This is a genomic window from Kitasatospora sp. NPDC008115 (assembly GCF_042957205.1).
In the GTDB taxonomy this organism is placed as follows: Bacteria; Actinomycetota; Actinomycetes; order Streptomycetales; family Streptomycetaceae; genus Kitasatospora.
In genome coordinates, this window is sequence record NZ_JBIBHU010000042.1 from 24,149 (window position 1) to 47,611 (window position 23,463).

The window sequence follows — 23,463 nt, forward strand, 5'->3', positions numbered from 1 at the left end:
GGGGATTTCACCTTGCTGATCGACGACCTCACCGAAACGGTCCCCGCCCGGGCGTCCCGGAATGTCCGGACCATGGTTCCGAAGCGCCTGCTGATGTGCCCGCCGAGCCATTTCGACGTCAACTACTCGATCAATCCGTGGATGGTCCCGGAGAAGCCCACCAGCCGGGACCTGGCGGTCGCCCAGTGGGAGCGGCTGCGCGACCTGTACGTCGGTCTCGGCCACACCGTCGAGGTCATCGCACCCGAACAGGGCCTGCCCGACATGGTGTTCGCGGCCAACGGCGCGACCGTGGTGGACGGCCGGGTGCTGGGCGCGCGGTTCCGGCACCTGGAGCGCACCGCCGAGGGGCCGGCCTATCTGCGTTGGTTCGAGGAGAACGGCTTCGATTCCGTCCACTGGCCCGAGTACATCAACGAGGGCGAGGGGGACTACCTGCTCGCCGGGCGGACGATCCTGGCGGGTTCGGGATTCCGGACCGACCGCCGTTCGCACGCCGAGGCGCAGGATTTCTTCGGCCTCCCGGTGATCTCGCTGACCCTGGTCAACCCCCGGCACTACCACCTGGACACCGCGCTCAGCGTGCTTTCGGACGACGAGATCATGTATTACCCGGAGGCGTTCTCGGATTCCAGCCGGCGGGTCCTGGAGGCGCTGTTCCCCGACGCGGTCAGGGCGAGCGCCGAGGACGCGGCGGTGTTCGGGCTGAACGCGTTCTCCGACGGGCGGCACGTGCTGCTGCCGCAGTCGGCGGTGGGGCTGATGGCCCAGCTGCGGGAGCGCGGCTTCGAGCCGATCGGCGTGGACCTGACGGAGCTGCTGAAGGCCGGCGGAAGCGTCAAGTGCTGCACCCTGGAGCTCCGCACCGCCTGACCGCCCGGCCGGCTGCGGGCTCGTTCGACTGCGCCGCCGCTGCAGTTGAACGCCGTTCGCGCAAGCGGTAGTTGATCGCTCATGGGGCCCACGGTACGTTCGGTGGGCGCCAGGCCGCGGCACCTCCTCCCGTGGTCCCGGGAGCCGGTCCTCCACCGCCATGTCCCGCCCGCGACACCCGACGGGGCACCGAGCGGACGACGCGCCCGTCCGCCGTCCTCCCGCCACCGCACGGTTCGTTCACGGATACCTCCCACACCTTCTGGAGAGTCATGGCTATCACCGACGTCGACGTCCACCCCACCGCGGTGGTGCCCGGAGAGGTGAAGGACGTGGTCGACAGCGACGACCCGAGGGCCGTCATCTGGGAGGTGATCCGCGGCCAGTGGCGGTTCTCCGCGCTGTACGCGTTCGTCGACCTCGACCTGGCGCGCCGGCTGAGCGAGCGGCCGATGGGCGTGGCCGAGCTCGCCGGGCTCTGCGCGGTGGACGAGGGCGCGCTGGCCCGGCTGCTGCGCACCAACGCGACCCTCGGCGTGGTGCGCTCGGTCCCGGACGGCGAGGGCGGCACGCGGTACGCGCTGACCGACGCCGGCCGGACGCTGGACGCGGGCGACGAGCGCTCGATGCGCTCGGTGGTGATACCCCAGGGCGCCCCCGACTTCATCGACGCGATGGGCTCGCTCGCGGACGCCGTGCGGACCGGGAAGTCCCCGTTCGGCGCGAAGTTCGGCTCCTTCTACGCCTACCTCGAAAGCCACCCCGAGGCCCGGGAGCACTTCGACGCCCACATGGTGACGCGCTCCCGGGCGATCGCCGCGGCGGTCGTCGAGCGCTACGACTTCGCCGGGACCGGGACCCTCGCCGACATCGGCGGCGGGTCGGGCACCATCCTGGCCACGGTGCTCCGGGCCAACCCGGGACTGCGCGGGGTGCTCTTCGAGCTGGCGTCCGTCCTGGCCGGCGCGCGCGGGTTCCTGGCCGGCGAGCAGGTCGTGGACCGGTGCGAGCTGGTGGCCGGGGACTTCTTCGAGGCGGTCCCGCCGGCCGACGCCTACCTGCTGTCCAACATCGTCCACAACTGGGCCGACGACACCGCCGTCACCATCCTGCGCAACGTCCGTGCGGCGATGCCCGACGACGGCCGGGTGCTGCTGCTGGACATGCTGCTGCCCGACGACGACCGCCCGCACCTCGGCAAGGAGCTGGACATGCGGATGCTGGCCCTGCACCAGGGCGGCCGGGAGCGCACCGAGGCGGAGTACTTCGGCCTGCTGGGCCAGGCCGGCCTGACCGTGCGCCGGGTGGTGGAGCTGCCGTTCGCGCTCAGCCTGATCGAGGCGGTCCCGGCGTGACGGCGGCCGGGACCACGGAGCGGTAGGGGGGACGGCGATGCGATCCGCGCTGGTCGTGGGCACCGGACTGATCGGGACCTCGGTGGCCCTGGCGCTGGTGACCCGGGGCGTGCAGGTGTACCTGTCGGACGTCGACCGGACGGCCGAGCTGACGGCGGCCTCGCTGGGCGCGGGGCTGGCCGAGGAGCCGGCCGGGCCGGTGGACCTGGCCGTGGTGGCGGTGCCGCCCGGAGCGGTCGGCGGGGTGCTCGCCGGCCTCCAGGCCAGGGGGGCGGCGCGGCACTACACCGATGTGGCCAGCGCCAAGTCCGGGCCGGAGCGGGACGCCGTCGCGCTGGGCTGCGACCCGGTGCGCTACGTCGGCGGCCATCCGCTGGCCGGCGGGGAGCGGCCCGGCGCCCTGGGCGCCCGGGCGGACCTCTTCGAGCGCCGCAGCTGGGTGCTGACCCCGAGGCCGGAGGCCGGCACCGAGACCCTCAACACGGTGCTGGAGCTGGTCGCGCTGTGCCGCGCCGTCCCGGTGGTGATGGAGGCGGCCGCGCACGACCGGGTGCTGGCGCTGCTGTCGCACGCGCCGTACGTGGTGGCCAGGCTGCTGGCCGAGCGGGTGCGGCGGGCGGGCCGGGACACCGCGGAGCTGTCCGGTCCGGGGACGGGCGACCTCGCCTGGACGGCGGCGGCCGACCCGGAGCTGTGGGGCGAGGTGCTGCGGGCCAACGCGACGGAGGTCGCCGACGCGGTCGACGAGCTGGCGGCGGACCTGCGGGAGGCGGCGGCCGGCCTGCGCGGCCTGGCGGCGCCGGGTGAGCCGGGTGCGCCGGGGGCCTCCGGGCGCGAGGACGGCGGGATGATGCGCGGGCTGCTGGGGGAGTGGAACGGGGACGGCACGGGCGTCTTCGGCGGGCGCGGCGGTCCGCCGGTGCGGAGCCGGACGCTCGCCGTGCCGATCGGTGACCGGCCCGGCGAACTCGCGCGGCTGTTCGCGGACGTCGCGGGCGCCGGGGCGAACGTCACCGACGTCCGCCTGGAGCACCCGGAGGCGGGGCGGACCGCCCTGGTCCACCTCGCGGTGGCCGAGGCGCAGGCCGGCGCCCTGGGACGCGCGCTCGCGGCGCGCGAGTGGCCGGTGGGGTAGCCGGATGCCGCGGGTGCGGGCACCCGGCCACCCCGGTGGCGGCCCGGGATCAGGAGGCGTCCCGGGCGCCGCCGCGCGCGTGCCCGTCCAGTTCCTGGGCCAGGCCGAGCCAGGAGTCGGCGACCATCCGGGCCATCCTGCTGATGAGCGCCGCGGAGTGCGGAGGGACGGCGGTCGTCAGGCTGTACCAGTCCTCGGAGGTGATCGAGTTCTGCTGGAGCAGCCGCAGCAGCCGGCGCCCCTCCTCCTTGTGGCGCAGCGAGGGGTCCCGCAGCAGCCGCTTCATGATCGCCGTCGCGTCGACCGGCAGCAGGTCGGGCTTGCGTTCCTGGCTCGGGGCCGTGGCCTGCGCGGGGACCTCGGCGCCGCGGGCCGGCTTCTCGGCGGCCAGCCGCACGGGGACCGGGGCCTGGCCCTCCCTGATCCGCCGGCGCACGTCGCTCGCGGTGGCGGGGGAGATCCCGGCGATCCGGGCGACCTCCCGGATGGAGGCGTCCGGCCGGTCCTCCAGGACCTTGGCCGCCTTGTACCGGCGGTCGGCGGCGTCGAGCGGACGGACCTTGCCGTCCATGCCGACCCGGGAGGTCATCGGGGGCAGGCTGTCCGAGGCGGCCCGCCGGATGGTGGCCACCGCCTTGGCGCCAAGACCGGAGGCCCGGGCGATCACCCGGTCGGACATGTTCGGCTGCGAGGCGATGATCCGCGCGGCCGCCGCGCGCCGGTCGGCCTGCGAGAGGGGGAGGCCGTGGGTGACGTTGGTGATGACGGAACAGAGGAAGGCCTCCTCGGGGGTCCCGTCGAAGAACTCGACCTCGATGGTGGTGCGGCCCTGGGCCAGCGCCGCCACCAGGCGGTGCATTCCGTCGATCACCCGGAGGGTGCGCCGGTCCACCAGGATCGGCGGCAGCGGCGTCTCCACGCTCGCGAGCTGTGCGATGTGCTCCTCGTCCATCCCGCCCAGGCGAGGGGAGTCGGCCGGGCGGAGCGAGGCGATCGCGAGTGTGGTGATCTGGTGTTCGCCTCTGGTGGAAGTCAGGGGTTGGTGAGGGATGGGTGACTGGGCGGTGCGGTGAGCGGCGTCCTCCTCGTGGGCGCGGTCGAGCAGCTCGGTGAGCGAATGGATCACAGCGACATACCCCCGTATGTGAGCCTTCAGGAACCTGAATCCGGACGTTCCCCCCGCGGAGGTTCCGGCAGCCGTCTGGTCCCGTGGACGTGATTCATCGCGCTTCCCCCTTCGAGCCGGAGAACGGGGATTCTCCGGCCCACTGGTGTTCATGGACATGACGACACTAGCCCCAAGGACCCCCCACCTGGAGACCCGGGCCAGGTCGCCATGTTCCGACTTCTGAGTAATCGTCACAAAGAGGCCATGCGCATGTCGAGCCGGGAACGGCGAATGCGAACTTCTCATGCGGCGCCCGTGTTCAACCGCCGCGCGGCGGCGGTTGAACACGGTTGAACACCTACCCGCGACCCGAAACCTTGACCGCGGGCCGTGTGGGGAATTCCCGGGGAATTCAGGTGAGGAACGTGTGGGCGCCGGTCGCGACGAGGGCGCACCCGACGACGGCGAGGAGCAGTCCGGTCGCGCGCTGGGCTCCGGGGCGCGGCGGGGCGGGCGCCAACCGGCGCAGCGCGGCGGGCAGTCGGGAGCGCTCCTCCAGGTGGCGGGCGTGACGGCGGGTCACCATGCCGCGGTGGTCGGCGGCCCACAGCAGCCCGAACACCACGGCCGCCAGGCCGAGCACGACGAGGAGCGGACCCGCGAGGGGACTCCGGGAGGCCGTCGCACCCGCGGCCGCCGCGGCCGTCGAGCGGGCCGTGCTCGTCATCGTTCCCCCCGGTCCTGCTTCACCGTTTCAGATGGTTCGGCCAGATTCCATCGGCCAATGCAAAGACGTCTCCAACTGATGCGCCGTCAAGTCTGACGTTCGGGGCGGCGGTCATCAATGCGCACTCCCAACCGCTTCGGGAATTGCGGGCGTTCCACCGGCGGTGCGGCGTTTTCCCGGGCCGTCGGCCGGACCGGGCGGCCTGCCGGCCCCGTCCGGCCGCGGAGCGGGAACGGCATGCCCTCGATCACGCAGAGTGACTAAGCACCCCCGTCCGGCCCTGCCGGACTGCGCGGGTGGGGCGGTCGGCGGGAGGGTTGGGGGTGGGAGTGCCGAGGCGAGGAGGAGGCATGGCGGAGCAGCGCGAGGAGACCGGCCGCATCGTGGTCGGGGTGGACGGGTCGGAGCCGTCGAAGCAGGCGCTCCGCTGGGCGGCGCGGCAGGCGGAGCTCACCGGCGGCGTGGTGGAGGCGGTGATCGCCTGGGAGTACCCGACGTTCCACGGCGCGCGCGGCTGGTTCCCGCCGGCCAGCACCGACGAGGCGGAACTGGCGGGCAAGGCGCGCCGGGAGGCCGCCAGGGCCGTCGAGGAGGCGCTCGGCCCTCGGCCGCCGGTGGAGGTGCGGACCGAGGCGCGCTACGGTTCCCCGGCCGGCGCGCTGATCGAGGCGTCCCGGGACGCCGCGCTGCTCGTGGTCGGCAGCCGGGGGCTGGGCGGCTTCTCCGGGATGCTGCTGGGCTCGGTGGCCCAGCACTGCACCCGGCACGCCACCTGCCCGGTCCTGGTGTTCCGCGACTGACGGCGCGGGCGGTCAGCCGAACAGGACGGTGGACGCCGCCGGGACCGGCAGCGACCCCGCGCGGCGGGGCAGGCCGCTCGCGCCGTCCACGTCGAACCAGGTGACGTCGCCCGAGCGCTCGTTGGCCGCGTAGAGCCGGCTGCCCGACGGGTCGAGCACCAGGTCGCGCGGCCACTCGCCCCCGCACGGCACCGAGGCCACCGCCCGCGCCCGCCCGCCGTCCGCGTCGAGCTCCAGCACCGCGATGGTGTCGGTGCCGCGCACCGCCACCCACAGGTGCCGCCCGTCGTGGGAGACCACCGGGGCCGACGGGAACGCCGGGCCCTCGGCGCCGTCGGGGAACAGCCCGGCCTCGCCGACCGGCTCCAGCACCCCGTCCGCCGCGTCCCAGCGGCACACGACCACGGTCGGGCGCAGCTCGCCGAGCACGTACGCGTAGCGCCCCGAGGGGTGGAAGGCGAGGTGGCGCGGGCCGGTCCCGGGCGGCAGCGCGGCCTGCCCGTGCAGGGTCAGCCCGCCGGTGGCCGGGTCCAGGGCGCAGATCCGCACCGCGTCGGTGCCGAGGTCGACATTGAGCACCCAGCGGCCGGACGGGTCGGGCAGCACCTGGTGGGCGTGCGGGGCGAGCTGGCGCTCGCGGTTCGGGCCGCTTCCCTCGTTGCCCAGCACGCTGCTCGGCGCCTGCGGGGTCCCGTCGGCGGCGAGCGGCAGCGCGCTGACACTGCCGGAGCCGTAGTTGGCGGTCAGCAGGTGGCCCCGGGCGAGGGCGAGGTGGGTGGGCTCGTCGCCGCGCACCGGCACGGGCGCGCCGAGCGGGCGGGGCAGCGGGCCGGCGGCGTCGTAGGCGGCGACCGCCCCCGGCAGGGTCTCCGAGACGGCGTAGAGCACCGGGCCGCCCTCCGCGTGGCCGAGGGCGAGGTAGGAGGGGTTCGCGACGGCGTCCACGGCGCCGGTCTCGGTCAGCGCCCCCGTCTCCCCGTCCACCGCCGCCACGACGATCCCGCGCCCGCCCGCCGAGGTGAACGACCCGATGAAGGCCCGCCCCGCGCCCTTGTCCGCCACAGCACCCTCCGTCGTCCGCCGTCCGTCGCAAGCGCTCCGACGCTAGCAGGCGGCCCCGTCCGGCGGACCGGCACGGTGGCGGTCGGCCCGGGCGGCCCGGGGATTTCACCGGAACGCACCGCCGCCGCGGCGGCCGGGTCGCGCACCGGCACGGTTGCGGTGACCGTGGGAGGAGCAGCGCGGGCGGCCGGTCGGCCGATCGCCCGGCGCCCGGCGCAGGAGGGGCGATTCCCGACCGCACCGCCGCCGTGGCGGTGCGACAGCAGGAGGGACCAGAAGTGAAGGCCTTCGTGATGAAGGAGATCGGGCGGGTGGGCTTCCTGGAGAAGCCGGTACCGGAGCTCGGTCCGGGCGACGCCCTGGTGCGCACCACCCGGGCCCTGATCTGCACGTCCGACACCCACACCGTCAAGGGCGGCATCGGCCCCCGGCAGGACCTCACCCTCGGGCACGAGGCGGTCGGCGTCGTGGAGGCCGTCGGCGACCTGGTGAGGGACTTCCGGCCCGGCGACCGCGTGCTGGTCGGCGCCATCACTCCCGACTGGGGCGACCCGGCCTCGCAGAACGGCTTCCCCTCGCAGTCCGGCGCGCCGCTCGGCGGCTTCAAGTTCGCCAACCTCAAGGACGGCGTCTTCGCCGAGTACTTCCACGTGAACGAGGCCGACGCCAACCTCGCGAGGATCCCCGACGGCATCAGCGACGAGGCCGCCGTCTACTGCGCCGACATGCTCTCCACCGGCTTCATGGGCGCCGAGAACGGCAACATCCCGATGGGCGGCACGGTCGCCGTCCTGGCCCAGGGCCCGGTCGGCCTGATGGTGACCGCGGGCGCCCGGCTGCTCGGCGCCGGGCTGGTCATCGGCATCGAGTCGGTGCCCGGCCGGCAGAAGCTCGCCCGGATGTACGGCGCGGACGAGATCGTCGACTTCACCAAGGAGGACGTCGTCGAGCGCGTCCTCGAACTGACCGACGGGCAGGGCGTCGACACCGCCGTCGAGGCGCTCGGCGCGGAGACCACCTTCCAGACCTGCGTCAAGGTCACCAAGCCCGGCGGCACGATCTCCAACACCGGCTACTTCGGCGAGGGCGAGTTCGTCGGCATCCCGCGCGTCGAGTGGGGCGTCGGCATGGCCGACAAGACCATCACCACCGGGCTCTGCCCCGGCGGCCGGCTGCGGATGGAACGGCTGCTGCGGATCCTGGCGGCCAAGCGCCTCGACCCCACCCGCATGACGACCCACGAGTTCCGCTTCGACGAGATGGAACGGGCCTTCGAGGTCGCGGACAAGAAACTGGAGGACGTCGTGAAGGTGCTGATCGCCTTCTAGCCGTACCTCCCCGTTCCCCCGGCGCTGCGGAAGCGAGGCGGCATGCACGACCCCGATCCACCGTTCCGGCCGGTCCGCCGGCGGCAGGGCTACCTGCCGCTGGAGGACCTCGGCCTCATCGGGGACGGCACCACCGCCGCCCTGGTCGGCCTGGACGGCTCCATCCCCTGGCTCTGCCTGCCCCGGTTCGACGCCGAGCCGCTGTTCTGCGCCCTGCTCGACCGCACCCGGGGCGGGCATTTCACCCTGGCGCCGGAGGACCTGGTCGAGGCCCGGCAGCGCTACGAGCCGGACACCGGCGTCCTGGTCACCGAACTGCGCTCCCGCACCGGCCTGGTGCGCGTCACCGACGCGCTGGCGCTGCGCTCGGGCGCCGACCTCACCGACAACGCCCCCGCCGCCCGCTCCGAACTCGTGCGCTCCGCCGTGGTGCTGGACGGCCACGTCCGGCTGCGGGCGGAACTGGAGCCGCGCGGCGGAGCACGCACCCGGGCACTGTTCAGCGGACTTGAGGTGCGCCCGCTGCGGCGCCCGGGCCTGCGCCTGCACCTGCGCTCCAACCGCCCGCTCGACGGCCTGCACAGCACCCACGACCTGCGCCACGGCGACCGGCTCGACCTAGTGCTCTCCTGGGGCCGCTTCCACCGCCACCACCGGGTCGACACCGACGCCATGCTCACCGGCACCGCCGACGCCTGGCGCCGCTGGATGCGCCACTTCGACTACGACGGCCCCCAGGAGCCCCTGGTACGGCGCGCCGCCGTCACCCTCAAGCTCTGCGACGACTGGGCCAACGGCTCCCTGGTCGCCGCGCCCACCTCCTCGCTGCCCGCCCCGATCGGCGGCATCCGCAACTGGGACTACCGCTACAGCTGGATCCGCGACGCCGCGTTCGCCGTCTTCGCGCTGCGCCGCATCGGCTTCCGCGGCGAGGCCGACGCCTTCCTCGGCTGGGTGCTCGACGCCTTCGAGGACAGCGGCCGGCCCCGCATCATGTACGACCTGCGCGGCGGCCCCGTCCCGGACGAGGCCGAGGACGCCGAACTGGAGGGCTACCAGCGCTCCGCCCCGGTGCGCTGGGGCAACGGCGCCGCCGACCAGCGCCAGCACGACGTCTACGGCGAGATCCTGGACTGCGCCGACCAGTGGCTGCGGTCCGGCGGCGAGATCCAGCCCGCCCTCTGGGCCGGCCTGGCCAGCCTCGCCGACGCGGCCGAACAGGCCTGGCGCGAGCCCGACCAGGGCATCTGGGAGGTCCGCAGCGAGGGCCGGGTGTTCACCTACTCCGCCGGGCTCTGCCAGGTGGCCCTGGACCGCGCCGCCCAGATCGGCGAACGGCTCGGCCTGCCGATCAGGACCGCCCGCTGGCGCGCCTCGGCCGACCACCTGAGCCGGCTGATCCTGGAGCAGTCCTGGGACGAGGACGCCAAGACCCTCAGCGCTCACCTGGACGGCGGCGGCGTGCTGGACGCCAGCCTGCTCGCGCTCCCGCTGCGCCACGTGGTGCCGATCGACCACCCGCGGATGGTGGCCACCGCCACCGCCGTCGCCGAGCGGCTGTCCGCCGGCGACGGCCTGCTCTACCGCTACCTGCACGAGGATTCCCCCGACGGCCTGGCCGGCGACGAGGGCGCCTTCGTGCTGTGCAGCTTCTGGCTGGTCGACAACCTCATCGGCCAGGGCCGGATGGAGGAGGCCGAGGAGCTGTACGCCTCGCTGTGCTCCCGGGCCAGCCCGCTGGGGCTGATGTCGGAGCAGATCAACCCGTCCACAGGAGAGTTCATGGGCAACTTCCCCCAGGCGTTCAGCCACATCGGGATCACCGCCAGCGGCGTGAACCTGGCCCGTGCGAAGGCGGGGGTGCGCAGATGATCGAGCGGCTCGCCGTCTTCGGCGCGACCGGCGACCTCACCGCGCGCTTCCTGCTGCCGGCGCTGGCCGCCCTGCGGGCCGGCGGACACCTCGGCGGCCGTCTGGCCCTGACCGGCGCCAGCCGGGAGGACTGGTCCACCGAACGGTACCGGGAATGGGCCGCCGAACAGCTCGACCGCCACGGCGAGGACTCCCCGGCCGACGCCAGGGCGGCCGTCGTCGCCTCCGCCCGCTACCTGCGGGCCGACGTCACCAGCCCCGACGACGTCGCCGCGGTGGTCGCCGGGGACGGGCCCGTCGCCGTCTACCTCGCCCTGCCCCCCGCGCTGTTCCCCGCCGTGGTCTCCGCCCTGCACCGGGCCGGCCTGCCCGCGGGCAGCCGGATCGTGCTGGAGAAGCCGTTCGGTGAGGACCTCGCCGGCGCCCAGGAGCTGAACCGGCTGCTGGCCGAGCTGCTGCCGGAGCAGGCGGTGTTCCGGGTCGACCACTTCCTCGCCATGACCACCGTCCAGAACGTCCTCGGCAGCCGGCTGGCCAACCGGGTGCTGGAGCCGATCTGGAACAGCACCCACATCGCCGAGATCGACATCGTCTGGGACGAGACCCTCGCCCTGGAGGGCCGGGCCGGCTACTACGACCACGTCGGCGCCCTCAAGGACATGATCCAGAACCACCTGCTGCAACTGCTCTGCCTGGTGGCCATGGAACCGCCGATCACCCTCGGCGAGCGCGACCTGCGCGACCGCAAGGTGGACGTGCTGCGCTCCGTTCGGCCGCTGACCGGCAACGACGTGCTGCACCGCACCCGCCGCGCCCGCTACCTGCCGGGCCGGATCGGCGAGCGCGCCGTCCCCGCGTACGCCGACGAGGAGGGTGTCGACCCGAAGCGCGGCACCGAGACCTTCGCCGAGGTGGAGCTCGAACTGGACAGCTGGCGCTGGGCCGGCACCAGGTTCCGGCTGCGCAGCGGCAAGGCGCTCGGCGCCGACCGCAAGGAGGTCGCGGTGCACTTCCGCCCGGTGCCGCACCTGCCGTTCGGCCACGGCGGGGAGGCCCGGCCCAATGTGCTGCGCTTCGAGCTGGAGCCGGAGGGCCTCGCCCTCGACCTGACCGGCATCGGCACCCGGGCCCATGAGCTGGCCCCGCTCGAGCTGACCGCGCGGATGGAGCCCGCCGAGCTGCCCGCCTACGGCCGGCTGCTGCTGGACGTGCTGACCGGCGACCCGGCGCTGTCCATCCGCGGCGACGAGGCCGAGGAGGCGTGGCGGGTCCTCGAACCGGTGCTGTCCGCGTGGGAGCGGGACGAGGTGCCGCTGGAGGAGTACGCGGCCGGCTCGGAGGGGCCGGCCCCGCGGTTCCCGTAGGCGCGGCGCGATGGAGGAGAGCACCCCGGTGACCCCCGGAGGCGAGCGCCGTGCCCCGTGCGTCGTGGTCATCGGGGTCTCCGGCACCGGCAAGACCACGGTGGCCAGGTTGCTCGCCGACCGGCTGCACGCCCCCTTCGCCGACGCCGACGACTTCCACCGCCCGGCCGACATCGCCCGGATGGCGGCCGGAGTGCCGCTCGACGACACGGTGCGTAGGCCCTGGCTGGAGGCGGTCGGCCGCTGGCTGCACGAGCGCGACGAGGCGGGCACCGGCTGCGTGATCGCCTGCTCCGCCCTCAAGCGCCGCTACCGCGACATCCTGCGGGCGGCCTGCCCGGGCGCGTTCTTCCTGCACCTGACGGCCGGCCACGACCTGCTGGCCGAGCGGATCGGCCGCCGCTCGGGCCACTTCATGCCGGAGTCGCTGCTCGACTCGCAGCTCGCCACCCTGGAGCCGCTGGAACCGGACGAGCGGGGCGCCACCCTGTACGTCGGGCAGGCGCCGGAGGCGATCGCCGACGCGGCGGCGGAGCTGCTGCCGCGCGGTCCGGGCGGGTGAGGTCGGCCCGTCAGCCCGTCAGCCCGTCAGCCCGTCAGCCCGTCGGCCCGTCAGCCCGTCAGGCCGCTCAGCCCGGCGTCCCAGTCGATCAGGGACCCCTCGGTTCCCCGGGGGACCAGCGCGAAGCTCTCCCGGCGCAGCCAGCGCCGCAGCTGCCGGGCCGGCAGGTCGACGAGCACGGAGCCGTCCTGCCCCTGGAGCATGATCCGCAGCGAGGCGCGGCCGTGGCAGGTGCAGGGCGGCCAGATCCGGACGTCGCCGGTGCCGGCGGGCCGCTGCAGGCCCTCCCACAGCAGCTCGCGGCCGAACCGCCAGGTGCCCGCCTCGGCGGCGGCGCCGAGGAATTCGAGGGAGACCGCGAACGGGTCGTCGCGGTGGTAGGCGAAGCGCACGGGGATGCCGAGGGACTGGTCCTCGCCGAGCACGATCCGGGCGTCGAGCACGACGTCGGTACCGGCGGCCTCCGGGCAGGGCTGCGGGCTGGGGAGCGGGTGGTGCGCGGGCATGTCGTCTCCTGGGTCGGGTTCGGGCCGGGCACGGCACCGATGTGTGCGGGGCCTCGGGCCCTGGGAGCTGCCGACGGACAGGGGAGAGGCGGATCGCCGCCCACGCTAGGAGGCGGGGCCGGGGGAGATGTTCCGGCGGTGCACCGCGGCATGACGATCTGCGCACCGTTCGCCCGACGCGGCGGGACCGGACGAGGGCGTACCGCCCGGTAACCGTCACCGTTTCGGGCACTGAGCGGCCGCTTTCCTCGCTTTGTTGAAGATTTGTCCACCTGCTTTCGCCTCTTGTATGAATGCGGCCGGGAGGTTACTGATCATGAAGAGGTGGATCCAGCGCGCGCGGCCGGCCGGCGACGCGCTGCAGTCGCTGGTGGACGGTCTGGCCGAGGAGCTGGGGCGTTCCGTCGTCCTCGACGACCCGCTGGTGCGGATGATCTGCACCAGCCGTCACTTCGGCGACGAGGACCGGGTGCGCGTGCGCACCCTCCTGCAAGGCGTCGCGGACGACGAGACCATCCGCTACGTGCTCTCCCAGGGCGTGGCGCAGTGGACCAGACCCGGCTATCTGAACGGTCGCGACGACCTGGGCCTGCAACCGCGCTACTGCGTCCCGATCCTCGAACGCGGCCATGTGCTGGGCATCCTCATGGTCGTGGCGAAGGAAGGGGACCTCGCCGCCGTCGACACCGGGGCCATCGACCGGACCGCCCGCGCCGTGGCCACCGAGATGTACGCCGAGCGCCTGGCCTCGGACGCCGTCGAGGAGCGGACCGGCAACCTGGTGACGCGGCTGGTCGGCGCGGACTCCGCGGTGCGCTGCGAGGCACGCCGGCGCCTGCTGGACGACGGCCTGCTGCCCGACGGCCCCCACGTCGTGGTGACCAACGCGGCCGTCTCCGGGGTACGCGGGCCCTCCGGTCAGGTCGAGGTGGCGCTGCGCGGAGCCCTGGAGCCCCACCGGCAGACCCGCACCGCCCACGGCCTGGCGGCGATCGGGCCGGACCGGGCCGTCCTGGTCCAGGTCTTCGACCGCGAGCCGGCCGACGAGGACCTGGAGCTGCAGTCGCGCGGCATCGTCCGCTCGCTGGAGACCTTCCTGGACCAGGGGACGACGACGGTGGTGGGCGTGGGCGGGCGCCGGACCGAACTCGCCGACGCCTGGATCTCCCACGACCAGGCCCGGGTGGCGGTGCGCGCCGCCCGCCGGCTGCCCCGGCTCGGCGGCATCGGCGACTGGGAGAGCCTCGGCGAGTACGCCGTCCTCCTCCAACTGCCCGACGACGCGCTCAACGACTCCCTCGTCCCCAAGCCGCTGCGCCGGCTGCTCGACGGCGGTCCCCACGCCCGCCTGGAGGAGACCCTGCGCTGCTTCCTGGAGAACGCCGGCTCGGTGCCGAGGACGGCGGAGGCCCTGGAGGTCCACCGCACCTCCCTCTACTACCGCCTGCGGCAGATCCAGGAGATCACCGGCCTGGACCTCGACGACGGCGCCCACCGCCTCGTCCTCCACCTGGGGCTGAGGGCGTGGGACCTGCTCCGCGACCCCGCCGGACGACCGGCCTGACCTGCGGCACCGCCGCCGCCCGGTTGCTACAGAGTGAGGACGCCCGGTTGCTACAGAGCGATGAAGCCCCGTCGGACAATCCCTACGTCGGTCGGTGGTCAGCGGGACTCGCGGACGGCGAGAATCATCGCTACGAGCTGCCACTCGTCCCCCGGCACCCGCCGGGAACCGGGCCCCTCGGACGGCCCGCCGACACGAACGGACACGAACGAGCACCATGTACGAACTGACCACCGACGACGGAGTGCGCCTGGCCTACCGTGACAGCGGCGGCGACGGGGTCCCGCTGGTCATGCTCCACGGTTGGGGCCAGACCCAGGAGATGTTCCGCCACCAGCTGGCGGGACTGACCCCGGGCCGGCGCGTCGTCACGGTGGACCTCCGCGGCCACGGCCGCTCGGAGAAACCCCACCACGGCTACCGCGTCGCCCGCCTGGCCCGGGACGTCCTCGGCCTGGCCGACCACCTCGGCCTGGACGCCTTCGACGCGCTCGGCTGGTCGATGGGCGCCTCGGTGTGGTGGAGCTTCATCGACCAGTACGGCACCGGCCGCATCCGCCGGTTCGTCGTCGTCGACCAGCCCGCCGCGGTGGCGGCGGTGCCCTGGACGGCACCGGCCGAGCAGCGCGCGTCCGGCGCCATCTTCGACGTCGCCGGGCTGCTGGAACTCTGCGCCGCGCTGGCCGGCCCCGACGGCGCGCAGGTCCGCGAGGACTTCGTGCGCTCGATGTTCAGCGGCGACACCGACCCGGAACTGCTCGCCTTCGTGACCGGGCAGATCCGCTCCACCCCCGCGTACGCGGGCGTCCCGCTGCTCTTCGACCACTGCGCCCAGGACTGGCGCGACCTCCTGCCCCGCATCGACGTCCCCACCCTGGTGCTCGGCTGCGAGGGGAGCCACGTCGACCCCGCCTCGCAGGCCTTCATCGCCGAGCGGATCCCCGGCGCCGAACTGCACGTCTTCCCGGCGTCCGTCGCGAGCTCGCACTTCCCGTTCCTGGAGAACCCCGGCGCGTTCAACGCCGTCGTGGACAAGTTCCTTTCCTGAACACGGCCCTCTCCTGAGCACAGCCCTCTCCTGAGCACCCACCCCTCTTCTGATCTTCCGAACACCTTCTGAGCCAAACGAACCGGTCGGAGCCTCCCGTGATCCAGTCGGGTCCCTCACCCATGCCCGAAACCGCCCACCACCAGCCCGACCAGGCCGCCGAAGGCGGCGGCGCCGGCTGCATCGACGTCCTCGCGCCGCCCCCCGGCGCCGAACCCGAGGACTGCCTCTACATCGCCCTGCACCTGCACGGCCAGGCCTCGCTGCGCCGCGACGGCGCCAGCACCGTCCTGGAACCCGGCGACCTGCTGATCGGCACCACCCCGCACCCGACGGGCCTGCTGTCCGACCCCGGCTGCCGGATGGTCCGCTTCCGCGTCCCCTGCTTCTACCTCGGCGTGCGGCACGGCGACGTCCGGCGCACCGGCGGGCTGCTGGCCCGCGGCGACGAGGGCATCGGCTCGCTCGCCTCGCAGTTCCTGCGCACCCTCGCCGCCCGGGCGCGGGCCCACGACGCCCGGCCCGGCAACCACCTCGCGCGCAGCGTCTCCGACATCGTCGCCATCCTGGTGACCGAACTGCTCGAACGGGCCGACCCGGACCACCCGACCGCCGCGGCCGGGATCCTGGCCCGGATCCGCGACCACATCGAGGAGAACCTCGCCGACCCGGACCTCTCGCCCGAGTCGATCGCCCGCTCGCAGCACATCTCGGTGCGCTACCTGCACAAGCTCTTCCAGCAGGACGGCACCACCGTCGGCCAGTGGGTGCGCGGACGGCGCCTGGACGCCTGCCGCCGGGAGCTGGAGCGGCCCTCCCGCCGGCAGACCAGCGTCTCCGCCGTCGCCCACCGCTGGGGCTTCGTCAGCCACTCCCACTTCAGCCGCGCCTTCCGCGAGACCTACGGCGTCTCGCCGCGCGAGTGGCAGGCCTACGCCGCGCGCGCCGACGCCCGGCAGCAGGCCTCCTGACCCCCGCTCCACCTCCAGCCCGCCGGCCGGCGGGGTCCGCCCGTCCACCGCGCGGACCCCGTCGGCCCGCAGCCATGTGAAAGGCCGCCATGTCCTCCACCAGACCCACCGTCGTGCTGGTCCACGACGGCTGCTCCGACGCGACCAGCTGGGTCGGCGTCGTCGCCGAACTCCAGCGGCGCGGCCTGACCGTGCTCGCCGCCGCCAATCCGCTGCGCGGCCTCGCCCACGACGCCGGCTACCTGGCCTCCGTGCTCGCCGGGATCGACGGCCCCGTGGTGCTCGTCGGCCACTCCTACGGCGGCGCCGTGATCACCGAGGCCGGGAGCGCCCCCAACGTCGTCGCGCTGGTCTACATCGCCGCCTACCTGCCCGAGGCGGGCGAGAGCTACCAGGCACTCGCGGCCCGCTTCACCCCCTCGCCGCTGATCGCCCGGCTGCGCCGCACCTCGTACGCCACGGGGGCGGCCGAACTCTCGGTTCCCGGCGACTGCTTCGGCCCGCTCGTCGCCGCCGACCTCGACCCGGCGGTGGCGGGGGTGCTCGCCGCGCTGCAACGGCCCGTCGACGAGCGGGTGTTCACCGATGCGCCCACCGCGGCGGCTTGGCGCGCCAAACCGTCCTGGGCCCTGGTGACCGGGGCCGACCGGGCCCTGCCGCCGCCGCTTCAGCGCTTCACGGCCGAACGCGCCGGCGCCACCGTCCTGGAACTGCCCGACGCCTCGCACGCCGTCGCCGTCTCCCGGCCGACGGCGGTCGCCGAGTTCATCCACGACGCCACCCGGCCGGCCTGACCCACAAGCCGCCGCGCCCGGCCCCGTGGTGACGGGGCCGGGCGCGGACGGTCGGGCGTGGACGGTCGGGGCTGTACCGCCTACTTCGCCAGGAAGGCCAGCAGTGCGGCGTTGACCTCCTCGGCGTGGGTCCAGAGCAGGCCGTGCGGCGCGCCCTCGATCTCCACGTAGTCGGCGGAGGGCAGCGCCTCGTGGAACCGGCGCGCGGTGCTCTCGATCGGCAGGGTGCGGTCACCGGTGCCGTGCAGGATCAGCGCCGGCACGTCGATCCGGGCGACGTCGGCGCGGAAGTCGGTGTACCAGGTGGTCGGCGCGGCCGAGGCGGCGAAGGCGCCGCCGCCCGCCGCGACGTTCCAGCTGTTGCGGACCGCCTCCTCGCTGATCCGGGTGCCGAGGTTCTCGTCCAGGTTGTAGAAGTCGTTGAAGAAGCCGGTGTAGAAGGCGAACCGGTCGGCCTTCACGGCGGCCACGACCCCGTCGAAGAACTCCTGCGGCGCGGCGCCGTCCGGGTTCTCCTCGTTCTTCAGCAGCCAGGGCTCCAGTGAGGCGAGGAAGGCGACCTTGGCGATCCGCTCGGAGCCGAACCTGGCGACGTAGCGGGCGGCCTCGCCGGTCCCCATCGAGAAGCCGACCAGCACGGCGTCCCGGACGTCCAGGGTCTCCAGGACGGTGTGCAGGTCGGCGGTGAAGGTGTCGTAGTCGTAGCCGGTGGTCGGCTGCGAGGACCGGCCGAAGCCGCGGCGGTCGTAGGTGATGACCCGGTAGCCGGCGTCCAGCAGGGCGGCGCTCTGCCGCTCCCAGGAGGCGCCGTTCAGCGGGAAGCCGTGGATCAGGACGACCGGCTGCCCGGCGCCGTGGTCCTCGTAGTAGAGCTCGATCGGAGCGGTGTTCTCCTGGCCGACGGTGATGAACGGCATGGTGAAGTCCTTTGTCTCTGGGGGGTGTCGGAAATCGACCGGGCCCTGCCGCACCGATGCGGCAGGGCCCGGTCAGGGGAGTGGCGGCGGTGCGGCCGGTCAGCCGGCGGCGTGCGGGTTGATCATCGACTGGGCGTAGAAGACACCGAGGCCGTAGGCGCCGGCGCGCTCCTTGACCAGGTCGGTCACCGCGACGTAGGTCTCGCCGCGGGCCCAGTCGCGCTGGAGCTCCAGCAGCACCTGCACCCAGGTGACCGGCACGGCGCCGGCGGCGGTCATCCGCTGGATGGCGTGCTCGTGCGCCAGCGGGCTGACACCACCGGAGGCGTCGGCGACGACGTACACCTCGTAGCCCTGGTCCAGCGCCGACAGCGCCGGCAGGACCAGGCAGACCTCGGTCCACAGGCCCGACAGGATGATCTTCTTACGGCCGGTCGCCTTGACCGCCTCGACCAGCGCCTCGTCCTCCCAGGCGTTCATGGAGGTGCGGTCGATGACCTCCTGGTCCGGGAAGACCTCGCGCAGCTGCGGGAGGATCGGGCCGGAGAAGGACTCGGCGGCGACGGTGGACAGGACCACCGGCACGTCGAAGATCCTCGCGGCCTTGGCGAGGCCGACGGTGGAGTTGATGATCGCGGTGCGGTCGCCGCTACCGGTGCCGAAGAACATCTGCGGCTGGTGGTCGACGAACAGCATCATCGAGTTCTCGGGGGTCAGCAGGTCCGGGCTCGGGGCGGCGTGGACCGAAGCGATGTCAACCATGAGTCTTCTCTTTCATTCTCAGCACAGGGAATTGACGTAACGTCAGACGCTCTCCCGGTTCCCCGGGGCGCTTACGGGAACGACGCTACGGCCGGACCCCCGGCCCTTCTGCTCGCTCTGCGTCCCACCGCTGTCCCGACAGCGCATAGCCTGTGCCGCATGGAGATCCGCACCGCCACCGACGAGGACTGGCCGAGCATCTACCCCTTCTACTCCGCGATCATGGCCGAGGGCAGGACCTACGCCTTCCCCGAGCGGCAGACCCTCGACGAGGCGAAGCCCTGGTGGATGGAACAGCCCCCGGGCCGCACGGTCGTCGCCGTCCTGGACGGCCGCATCGTCGGCTCCGCCAAGATGGGCCCCAACAAGCCCGGCCGCGGCTCCCACATCGGCACCGCCTCCTTCCTCGTCGACCCCGCCCACCACGGCCACGGCATCGGCCGCGCCCTCGGCACCCACGTCATCGACTGGCACCGCACCGAGGGCTACCACGCCATCCAGTTCAACGCCGTGGTCGAAACCAACACCCCCGCCGTCCACCTCTGGCAGTCCCTCGGCTTCGAAATCATCGGCACCGTCCCCGAGGTCTTCGACCACCCCGACCACGGCTACGTCGGCCAGCACGTCATGTTCCGCCGCCTCTGATTCCTGAAACAACCACCATGAACACGAATCTCCCGGACGGCTGGACGATCGAGCGGGTCCGTTCGGTGTCGGGTGACGCCGAAGCCGAAGCACTCACGCTCGAACGACTCGTCGTCGTCGGCCGGCCCGACGCCATCCTCTCCTTCCACGACCTGTGCCTCGCCCGAGCCGACGGCGAGTGGTACATGGGCCAACTCGACACCGATGGCTCCCTCGTCTGATGGTCCTCCTACGGCGACGACCTGACCGAAGCCATCCACGCCCTGTGACCCACCCGGGCCGCCGGTTGACGATGAGTCAGCCCAGTCCGTACGGTGAGTAGCCGACCACTCGCACGACCGCCTTGGGGGCGTGATGCGCCAGCCATGGAACGCCGACCCCGCCGCCGCCCTGACCCGGCGCCTCGGCAAGTCTCCGTCCGAGCTGGGCACCACCGGAGGCCGCGACGGCTGCCCCGACATCTGGGAACTCGACAACGGCGACATCGCCGTCATCGGCCGCGACCTGACCGCCACCTACCGCGCCACCCTCCCGCCCGACGCAACCATCGGCGAGGGCGAGCGCCTGGTGATCGCCCCCGCGCCACCGACCTCTCCGCGAAGGCGGACCTCCCGGATGTCTGCTCTCCTCGGCGACCTGCCGGGCGACCGGCTTCCTCGCGACGAGTACCGAGCGGACTTCCGCCGACGGGGCTTCGCGGTCGACGGTTACGCCGACTTCATGGCCGGCGAGGTGGACGGACCGCGGGTGGAGCGCTGAGCCTTGGCACACGAGACACCTGAGGGGACACCGGGCCACGCACGCTCTTCCGTCTCCTCATCGATGTCCGGCTCCGCCGGTAACGTCGTGCAGGCCAGGGACATCCAGGGGCCCGTGCACATCCACGCACCACCACCGCCGCCCGCCAGGCACGGCGAGGCCGTCCCATGGCAGCTGCCCACGGACGTTCGCGGTTTCGTCAACCGGTCGGCGGAACAGCAGGCCATGCACCACCTGCTGGCGGAGCAGGCGTGCGGGCCGCAGATCCTGGTGCTCACCGGTACGGCCGGTGTCGGCAAGACCTCCCTCGCCCTGCACTGGGCGCACGCGGTCCGTGAACAGTTCCCCGGCGGCCAGCTGTACGCGAACCTGCATGGCTACGACCCGCAGGAGCCCACCGCCCCCGCCCAGGTGCTCGAACGGTTCCTGCGCGCCCTCGACGTGCCCGCCGCGGCGATCCCCAGCGACCTCGAAGCGCTGGCGTCCAGCTACCGCTCGCTGGTGGCCGGCCGTCGGATGCTGATCGTGCTCGACAACGCCTCCCGCGCGGCCCAGGTCCGCCCGCTGCTGCCCGGTGCCCCCGGCTGCCTGGTGGTGGTCACCAGCCGCCACCGTCTGCCCGGCCTCGGTGTGCGGGAGGGCGCGCGGCACCTGACCCTGGAGGTGCTCGCGGAGCACGACGCCGTCGAACTCCTGCGCACGGTGACCTCGGACTACCGCAGTGAGGACGACCCCGCCGAGCTCGTGCAACTGGCCCGGCTCTGCGCGCGCCTGCCACTGGCCCTGCGCATCGCGGCCGAACGCGCCGCCGGTCGGCCGCGAATGCTCCTGGACGACCTGATCCAGGACCTGCGGGACGAATCCAGCCTCTGGGACGCGCTCTCCAGCGAGGACGAGGAGGAATCCGGTGCCGTCCGCTCCGTCTTCGCCTGGTCCTACCGCGCGCTGCCGCCCGATGCCGCACGGCTGTTCCGCATGCTCGGCCTCCACCCCACCGGGGAGTTCAGCGCCGCTGCCGCCGCCGCGCTCGTCGCAACCGGGGTCAGGCCGGCACGCCGCCTGCTGGACGGGCTCGTCGCAAACCACATGGTCGAACAGACCGGCGCGGACCGTTTCCGGTTCCACGACCTGCTGCGCGCCTACGCCGTGGACCAGGCGCGCGGTGAGCAGGAGCCGCAGGAGAGCGAGCGCGCCGTCCGACGGGTCCTCGCCTGGTACCTGCACACGGCGGACGCGGCACAGGCCCGTGCCGCGCCCCACGAGCCCCGAGTACCGCTCACCCTGCTCGAACCGGACGTGGAGCCGGCAGCCTTCGACGACGAGGCCTCCGCGATTCGGTGGTTCGAGACGGAACGGGAGAACCTCGCCGCCGCCGTCCGGACCGGGGCTGCCCTGGGCCTGGACGGATACGTCCACCGGTTGGCAACCGTCCTCCGCGCCTTCTACATGGTGCGCAACCACTTCCAGGACTGGTTCGACACTTCGCGGCTCGGGCTGGACGCCGCCCGGCGAGAAGGGGACCGGCACGCGCAGGCGGAGCTGCACGAGAGCCTGGGCATGGCGTACACCCAGTCCGGCCGACCAGACCAGGCGGTCGACCAGTACCAAGCGGCGCTGGCCTTCCGACGCGAGCTCGGCGATCCCGCAGGGGAGGCCCTGACACTCAACGGGCTCGGGCTGCTGTGGCTGCGCCGACGTCGACTCACGGACGCGCAGGAGGCGTTCGAGCGGGCCGCGGCATTGTTCCGGGCACTTGAGGACACCTACTGGGAGCCGCATACGGCGGTCAACCTCGCCGAGACCGAGGCCGCGCTCGGCAGGCTCACCGAGGCCGAGCGGCTGGTCCGGGCCGGTCTGGAGGCCTTCCGCGAGCGGGCCGACCGCTGGGCCGAAGGGAACGCGCTGCGCGTCCTCAGCCTGATCCAGCTCGCGGGCGGGCGGGCGGCCGAGGCGCTGGACAGCGCTCAGAGGGCGGTGGACCTCGCGCTGGACCTCGTCAGCGCCGTCGCGGAGGGCTACTGGCTGACCCAACTCGGACACGTCCAGCGCGCCGTCGGCCGACCCGCCGATGCCCTCACTTCCTACCACCGGGCCGCCGTGCTCCAGCACGGCCTCGGCGACCGTAGCCGTGAGGCACAAGCCTGGGACGGGACCGGCCGCGCCTACCTCGACCTCGGCCGGCCCCAGGAAGCGACCGGGTTCCACCGCCGAGCCGCCGCCGTCCACCGCGAGTTGGGTGACCGGTGGCAGGCGGCCAACGCCCTCTGCCACCTGGCCGCCGCGTTGGAGAGCGGCGAGGACCCGGGCACCGTCCAGCAGTACCGGCGTGAGGCGCTCACACTGCTCGACGAGTTCACCGATCCGGCCGCCGTTCGCCTGCGCGGCCGCTTGACGGCCACCCTCGGCACGGACGCCTGATTCAGCCTGCGGGGCGCCGCGTAGCCATCCGTGGCGGACCTTGTGCGCAGTCCTCGAACTGGGTGGGGATTGTGTGAGGGGTGCGGGTCACACGCACAAGTGAATATCGGCCAATCCGGGTGCGGAGGGTCCGGTTCTCCCGCTGTGCTGGGCACGTCTGGTCAGGCGAGGCGACGGTGTCCATTGGCCGATGAGAGTAGGGGACCGTGGAACGAACACGACAGCGGGCGAGGTGCACCGCAGCGGTCGCGGTAGTGGTGATGGCGGGCATCGGTGGCTGTGCCGCACCTGCGGCGCCGGTCCCGGAGGCGCCGAGGGCCGTCCGCGTCTCGACGCCGGCCGATTCGTCCGAGGCCCTGCCCAGTACCGGGGCGAGCCCACTGCTCCCCGTGGCCGGGGCCGCCGCCGCGCTCTTCGTGGGCGTCGGCGGCGTCCTGGTCGTCCTCTGGCGCGACCGTCGGAGCGGGGTCCCCGCGCCGCCGCCCTCCCCACGTCCGGGGCGAGGAGAGCTGTGACCAGCGACGACTTGCCCCTGCCGCGGGGGAGGGGTAGTGTTTTCTAGTCGCTCGACAGGGAGCACCGGACACGCATCGGCGCGGACGGTCCCGGAGCGGCCAATCCTCTGGAAATACCTACGCTGCCCCTGCTCGGGGATTATTTGGCGTGTGCATTTTCGGGGATTGCGGCCGGATTCGCTTTTCGGAGCGGAGGTCGGCTAGAGTTTGAAACGTCGGACGGGGCGTCAAGCCACAGAAGACGCCAGCGAGTTGGATGAAGGAAGCGCCGGAAAACGGAGCGGAAAACGTCTGATAAGCTGGAAACACGAAAGAACGAAGCGCCCGGAGGGCCGGTGTGAAAGCCGCCTGAAGGAAGCGTCCGTTCCTTGAGAACTC

General features: G+C 73.3%; 21 protein-coding genes and 1 pseudogene. 16 read left to right on the top strand and 6 right to left on the bottom strand.

Annotation, left to right across the window (positions count from 1 at the left end):
* Positions 1-18: 18 nt before the first annotated feature.
* The 3 genes from ddaH (at position 19) to ACFZBX_RS34655 (ending at position 3,363) form a co-directional block, all read left to right on the top strand.
* Positions 19-873, top strand: coding sequence for a dimethylargininase (ddaH, locus tag ACFZBX_RS34645; protein ID WP_391537801.1), 855 nt, complete (start codon positions 19-21; stop codon positions 871-873).
* Positions 874-1,145: 272 nt separating this feature from the next.
* On the top strand, positions 1,146-2,228 hold the full coding sequence (locus ACFZBX_RS34650; protein ID WP_391537781.1) for a methyltransferase: 1,083 nt from the start codon (positions 1,146-1,148) through the stop codon (positions 2,226-2,228).
* A gap of 37 nt (positions 2,229-2,265) precedes the next feature.
* Complete coding sequence (locus ACFZBX_RS34655; RefSeq protein WP_391537782.1) at positions 2,266-3,363, top strand: prephenate dehydrogenase; 1,098 nt, start codon at positions 2,266-2,268, stop codon at positions 3,361-3,363.
* A 49-nt stretch (positions 3,364-3,412) separates the two neighbouring features.
* Here the strand turns inward: ACFZBX_RS34655 and ACFZBX_RS34660 are convergent, their stop codons facing one another.
* Both ACFZBX_RS34660 and ACFZBX_RS34665 read right to left on the bottom strand, forming a co-directional pair.
* Entirely contained in the window at positions 3,413-4,489 is a 1,077-nt protein-coding gene (locus tag ACFZBX_RS34660) for a transcriptional regulator (RefSeq protein ID WP_391537783.1), read from the bottom strand.
* Between the two features lie 394 nt (positions 4,490-4,883).
* Complete coding sequence (locus ACFZBX_RS34665; protein ID WP_391537784.1) at positions 4,884-5,198, bottom strand: hypothetical protein; 315 nt, start codon at positions 5,196-5,198, stop codon at positions 4,884-4,886.
* Between the two features lie 350 nt (positions 5,199-5,548).
* Between ACFZBX_RS34665 and ACFZBX_RS34670 the strand changes: the two genes are divergently transcribed.
* Positions 5,549-5,998 carry a universal stress protein gene (locus tag ACFZBX_RS34670; RefSeq protein WP_391537785.1) on the top strand — a complete coding sequence of 150 codons (450 nt, stop codon included), beginning with the start codon at positions 5,549-5,551 and terminating at the stop codon, positions 5,996-5,998.
* A 12-nt stretch (positions 5,999-6,010) separates the two neighbouring features.
* Here the strand turns inward: ACFZBX_RS34670 and ACFZBX_RS34675 are convergent, their stop codons facing one another.
* Positions 6,011-7,060, bottom strand: coding sequence for a lactonase family protein (locus ACFZBX_RS34675; RefSeq protein WP_391537786.1), 1,050 nt, complete (start codon positions 7,058-7,060; stop codon positions 6,011-6,013).
* A gap of 278 nt (positions 7,061-7,338) precedes the next feature.
* Between ACFZBX_RS34675 and ACFZBX_RS34680 the strand changes: the two genes are divergently transcribed.
* Genes ACFZBX_RS34680 through ACFZBX_RS34695 form a run of 4 tightly spaced genes read left to right on the top strand, consistent with a single transcriptional unit; the run spans position 7,339 to position 12,186 of the window.
* A complete protein-coding gene (locus ACFZBX_RS34680; RefSeq protein WP_391537787.1) occupies positions 7,339-8,388 on the top strand; it encodes an NAD(P)-dependent alcohol dehydrogenase in 1,050 nt (349 codons plus the stop codon).
* Between the two features lie 42 nt (positions 8,389-8,430).
* On the top strand, positions 8,431-10,260 hold the full coding sequence (locus ACFZBX_RS34685) for a glycoside hydrolase family 15 protein (RefSeq protein WP_391537788.1): 1,830 nt from the start codon (positions 8,431-8,433) through the stop codon (positions 10,258-10,260).
* Positions 10,257-11,624, top strand: a complete 1,368-nt coding sequence (locus tag ACFZBX_RS34690; RefSeq protein WP_391537789.1) for a glucose-6-phosphate dehydrogenase — start codon at positions 10,257-10,259, stop codon at positions 11,622-11,624. Before ACFZBX_RS34685 ends, ACFZBX_RS34690 begins: the two co-directional genes overlap by 4 nt.
* Positions 11,625-11,634: 10 nt before the next feature.
* Positions 11,635-12,186, top strand: coding sequence for a gluconokinase (locus tag ACFZBX_RS34695; protein ID WP_391537790.1), 552 nt, complete (start codon positions 11,635-11,637; stop codon positions 12,184-12,186).
* A 50-nt stretch (positions 12,187-12,236) separates the two neighbouring features.
* On the opposite strand, the gene ACFZBX_RS34700 is transcribed toward ACFZBX_RS34695, so the two are convergent.
* Positions 12,237-12,692: an SsgA family sporulation/cell division regulator gene (locus ACFZBX_RS34700; RefSeq protein WP_391537791.1), complete on the bottom strand. Its 456-nt coding sequence runs from the start codon at positions 12,690-12,692 to the stop codon at positions 12,237-12,239.
* 316 nt (positions 12,693-13,008) lie between these two features.
* Between ACFZBX_RS34700 and ACFZBX_RS34705 the strand changes: the two genes are divergently transcribed.
* The 4 genes from ACFZBX_RS34705 (at position 13,009) to ACFZBX_RS34720 (ending at position 17,069) form a co-directional block, all read left to right on the top strand.
* Positions 13,009-14,256, top strand: coding sequence for a PucR family transcriptional regulator (locus ACFZBX_RS34705; protein WP_391537792.1), 1,248 nt, complete (start codon positions 13,009-13,011; stop codon positions 14,254-14,256).
* A 217-nt stretch (positions 14,257-14,473) separates the two neighbouring features.
* Complete coding sequence (locus ACFZBX_RS34710) at positions 14,474-15,304, top strand: alpha/beta fold hydrolase (RefSeq protein ID WP_391537793.1); 831 nt, start codon at positions 14,474-14,476, stop codon at positions 15,302-15,304.
* A 122-nt stretch (positions 15,305-15,426) separates the two neighbouring features.
* Positions 15,427-16,275 carry a helix-turn-helix domain-containing protein gene (locus ACFZBX_RS34715; protein ID WP_391537794.1) on the top strand — a complete coding sequence of 283 codons (849 nt, stop codon included), beginning with the start codon at positions 15,427-15,429 and terminating at the stop codon, positions 16,273-16,275.
* Between the two features lie 89 nt (positions 16,276-16,364).
* Positions 16,365-17,069, top strand: a complete 705-nt coding sequence (locus tag ACFZBX_RS34720) for an alpha/beta fold hydrolase (RefSeq protein WP_391537795.1) — start codon at positions 16,365-16,367, stop codon at positions 17,067-17,069.
* Between the two features lie 80 nt (positions 17,070-17,149).
* Here the strand turns inward: ACFZBX_RS34720 and ACFZBX_RS34725 are convergent, their stop codons facing one another.
* Together ACFZBX_RS34725 and ACFZBX_RS34730 are read right to left on the bottom strand one after the other, a co-directional pair.
* Complete coding sequence (locus ACFZBX_RS34725; protein ID WP_391537796.1) at positions 17,150-17,986, bottom strand: alpha/beta fold hydrolase; 837 nt, start codon at positions 17,984-17,986, stop codon at positions 17,150-17,152.
* A 99-nt stretch (positions 17,987-18,085) separates the two neighbouring features.
* Entirely contained in the window at positions 18,086-18,748 is a 663-nt protein-coding gene (locus ACFZBX_RS34730; RefSeq protein ID WP_391537797.1) for a hydrolase, read from the bottom strand.
* Positions 18,749-18,907: 159 nt separating this feature from the next.
* On the opposite strand from ACFZBX_RS34730, the gene ACFZBX_RS34735 reads away from it, so the two are divergent.
* From ACFZBX_RS34735 to ACFZBX_RS34750, 4 genes and pseudogenes are all read left to right on the top strand, one after another.
* Positions 18,908-19,393, top strand: a complete 486-nt coding sequence (locus ACFZBX_RS34735; protein WP_391537798.1) for a GNAT family N-acetyltransferase — start codon at positions 18,908-18,910, stop codon at positions 19,391-19,393.
* Between the two features lie 17 nt (positions 19,394-19,410).
* Positions 19,411-19,614 carry a hypothetical protein gene (locus ACFZBX_RS34740; RefSeq protein ID WP_391537799.1) on the top strand — a complete coding sequence of 68 codons (204 nt, stop codon included), beginning with the start codon at positions 19,411-19,413 and terminating at the stop codon, positions 19,612-19,614.
* Between the two features lie 133 nt (positions 19,615-19,747).
* Positions 19,748-20,010 (top strand): annotated as a pseudogene (locus ACFZBX_RS34745) (hypothetical protein); the annotation flags it as partial.
* A gap of 205 nt (positions 20,011-20,215) precedes the next feature.
* Entirely contained in the window at positions 20,216-22,570 is a 2,355-nt protein-coding gene (locus ACFZBX_RS34750) for an ATP-binding protein (protein WP_391537800.1), read from the top strand.
* Positions 22,571-23,463: the final 893 nt, after the last annotated feature.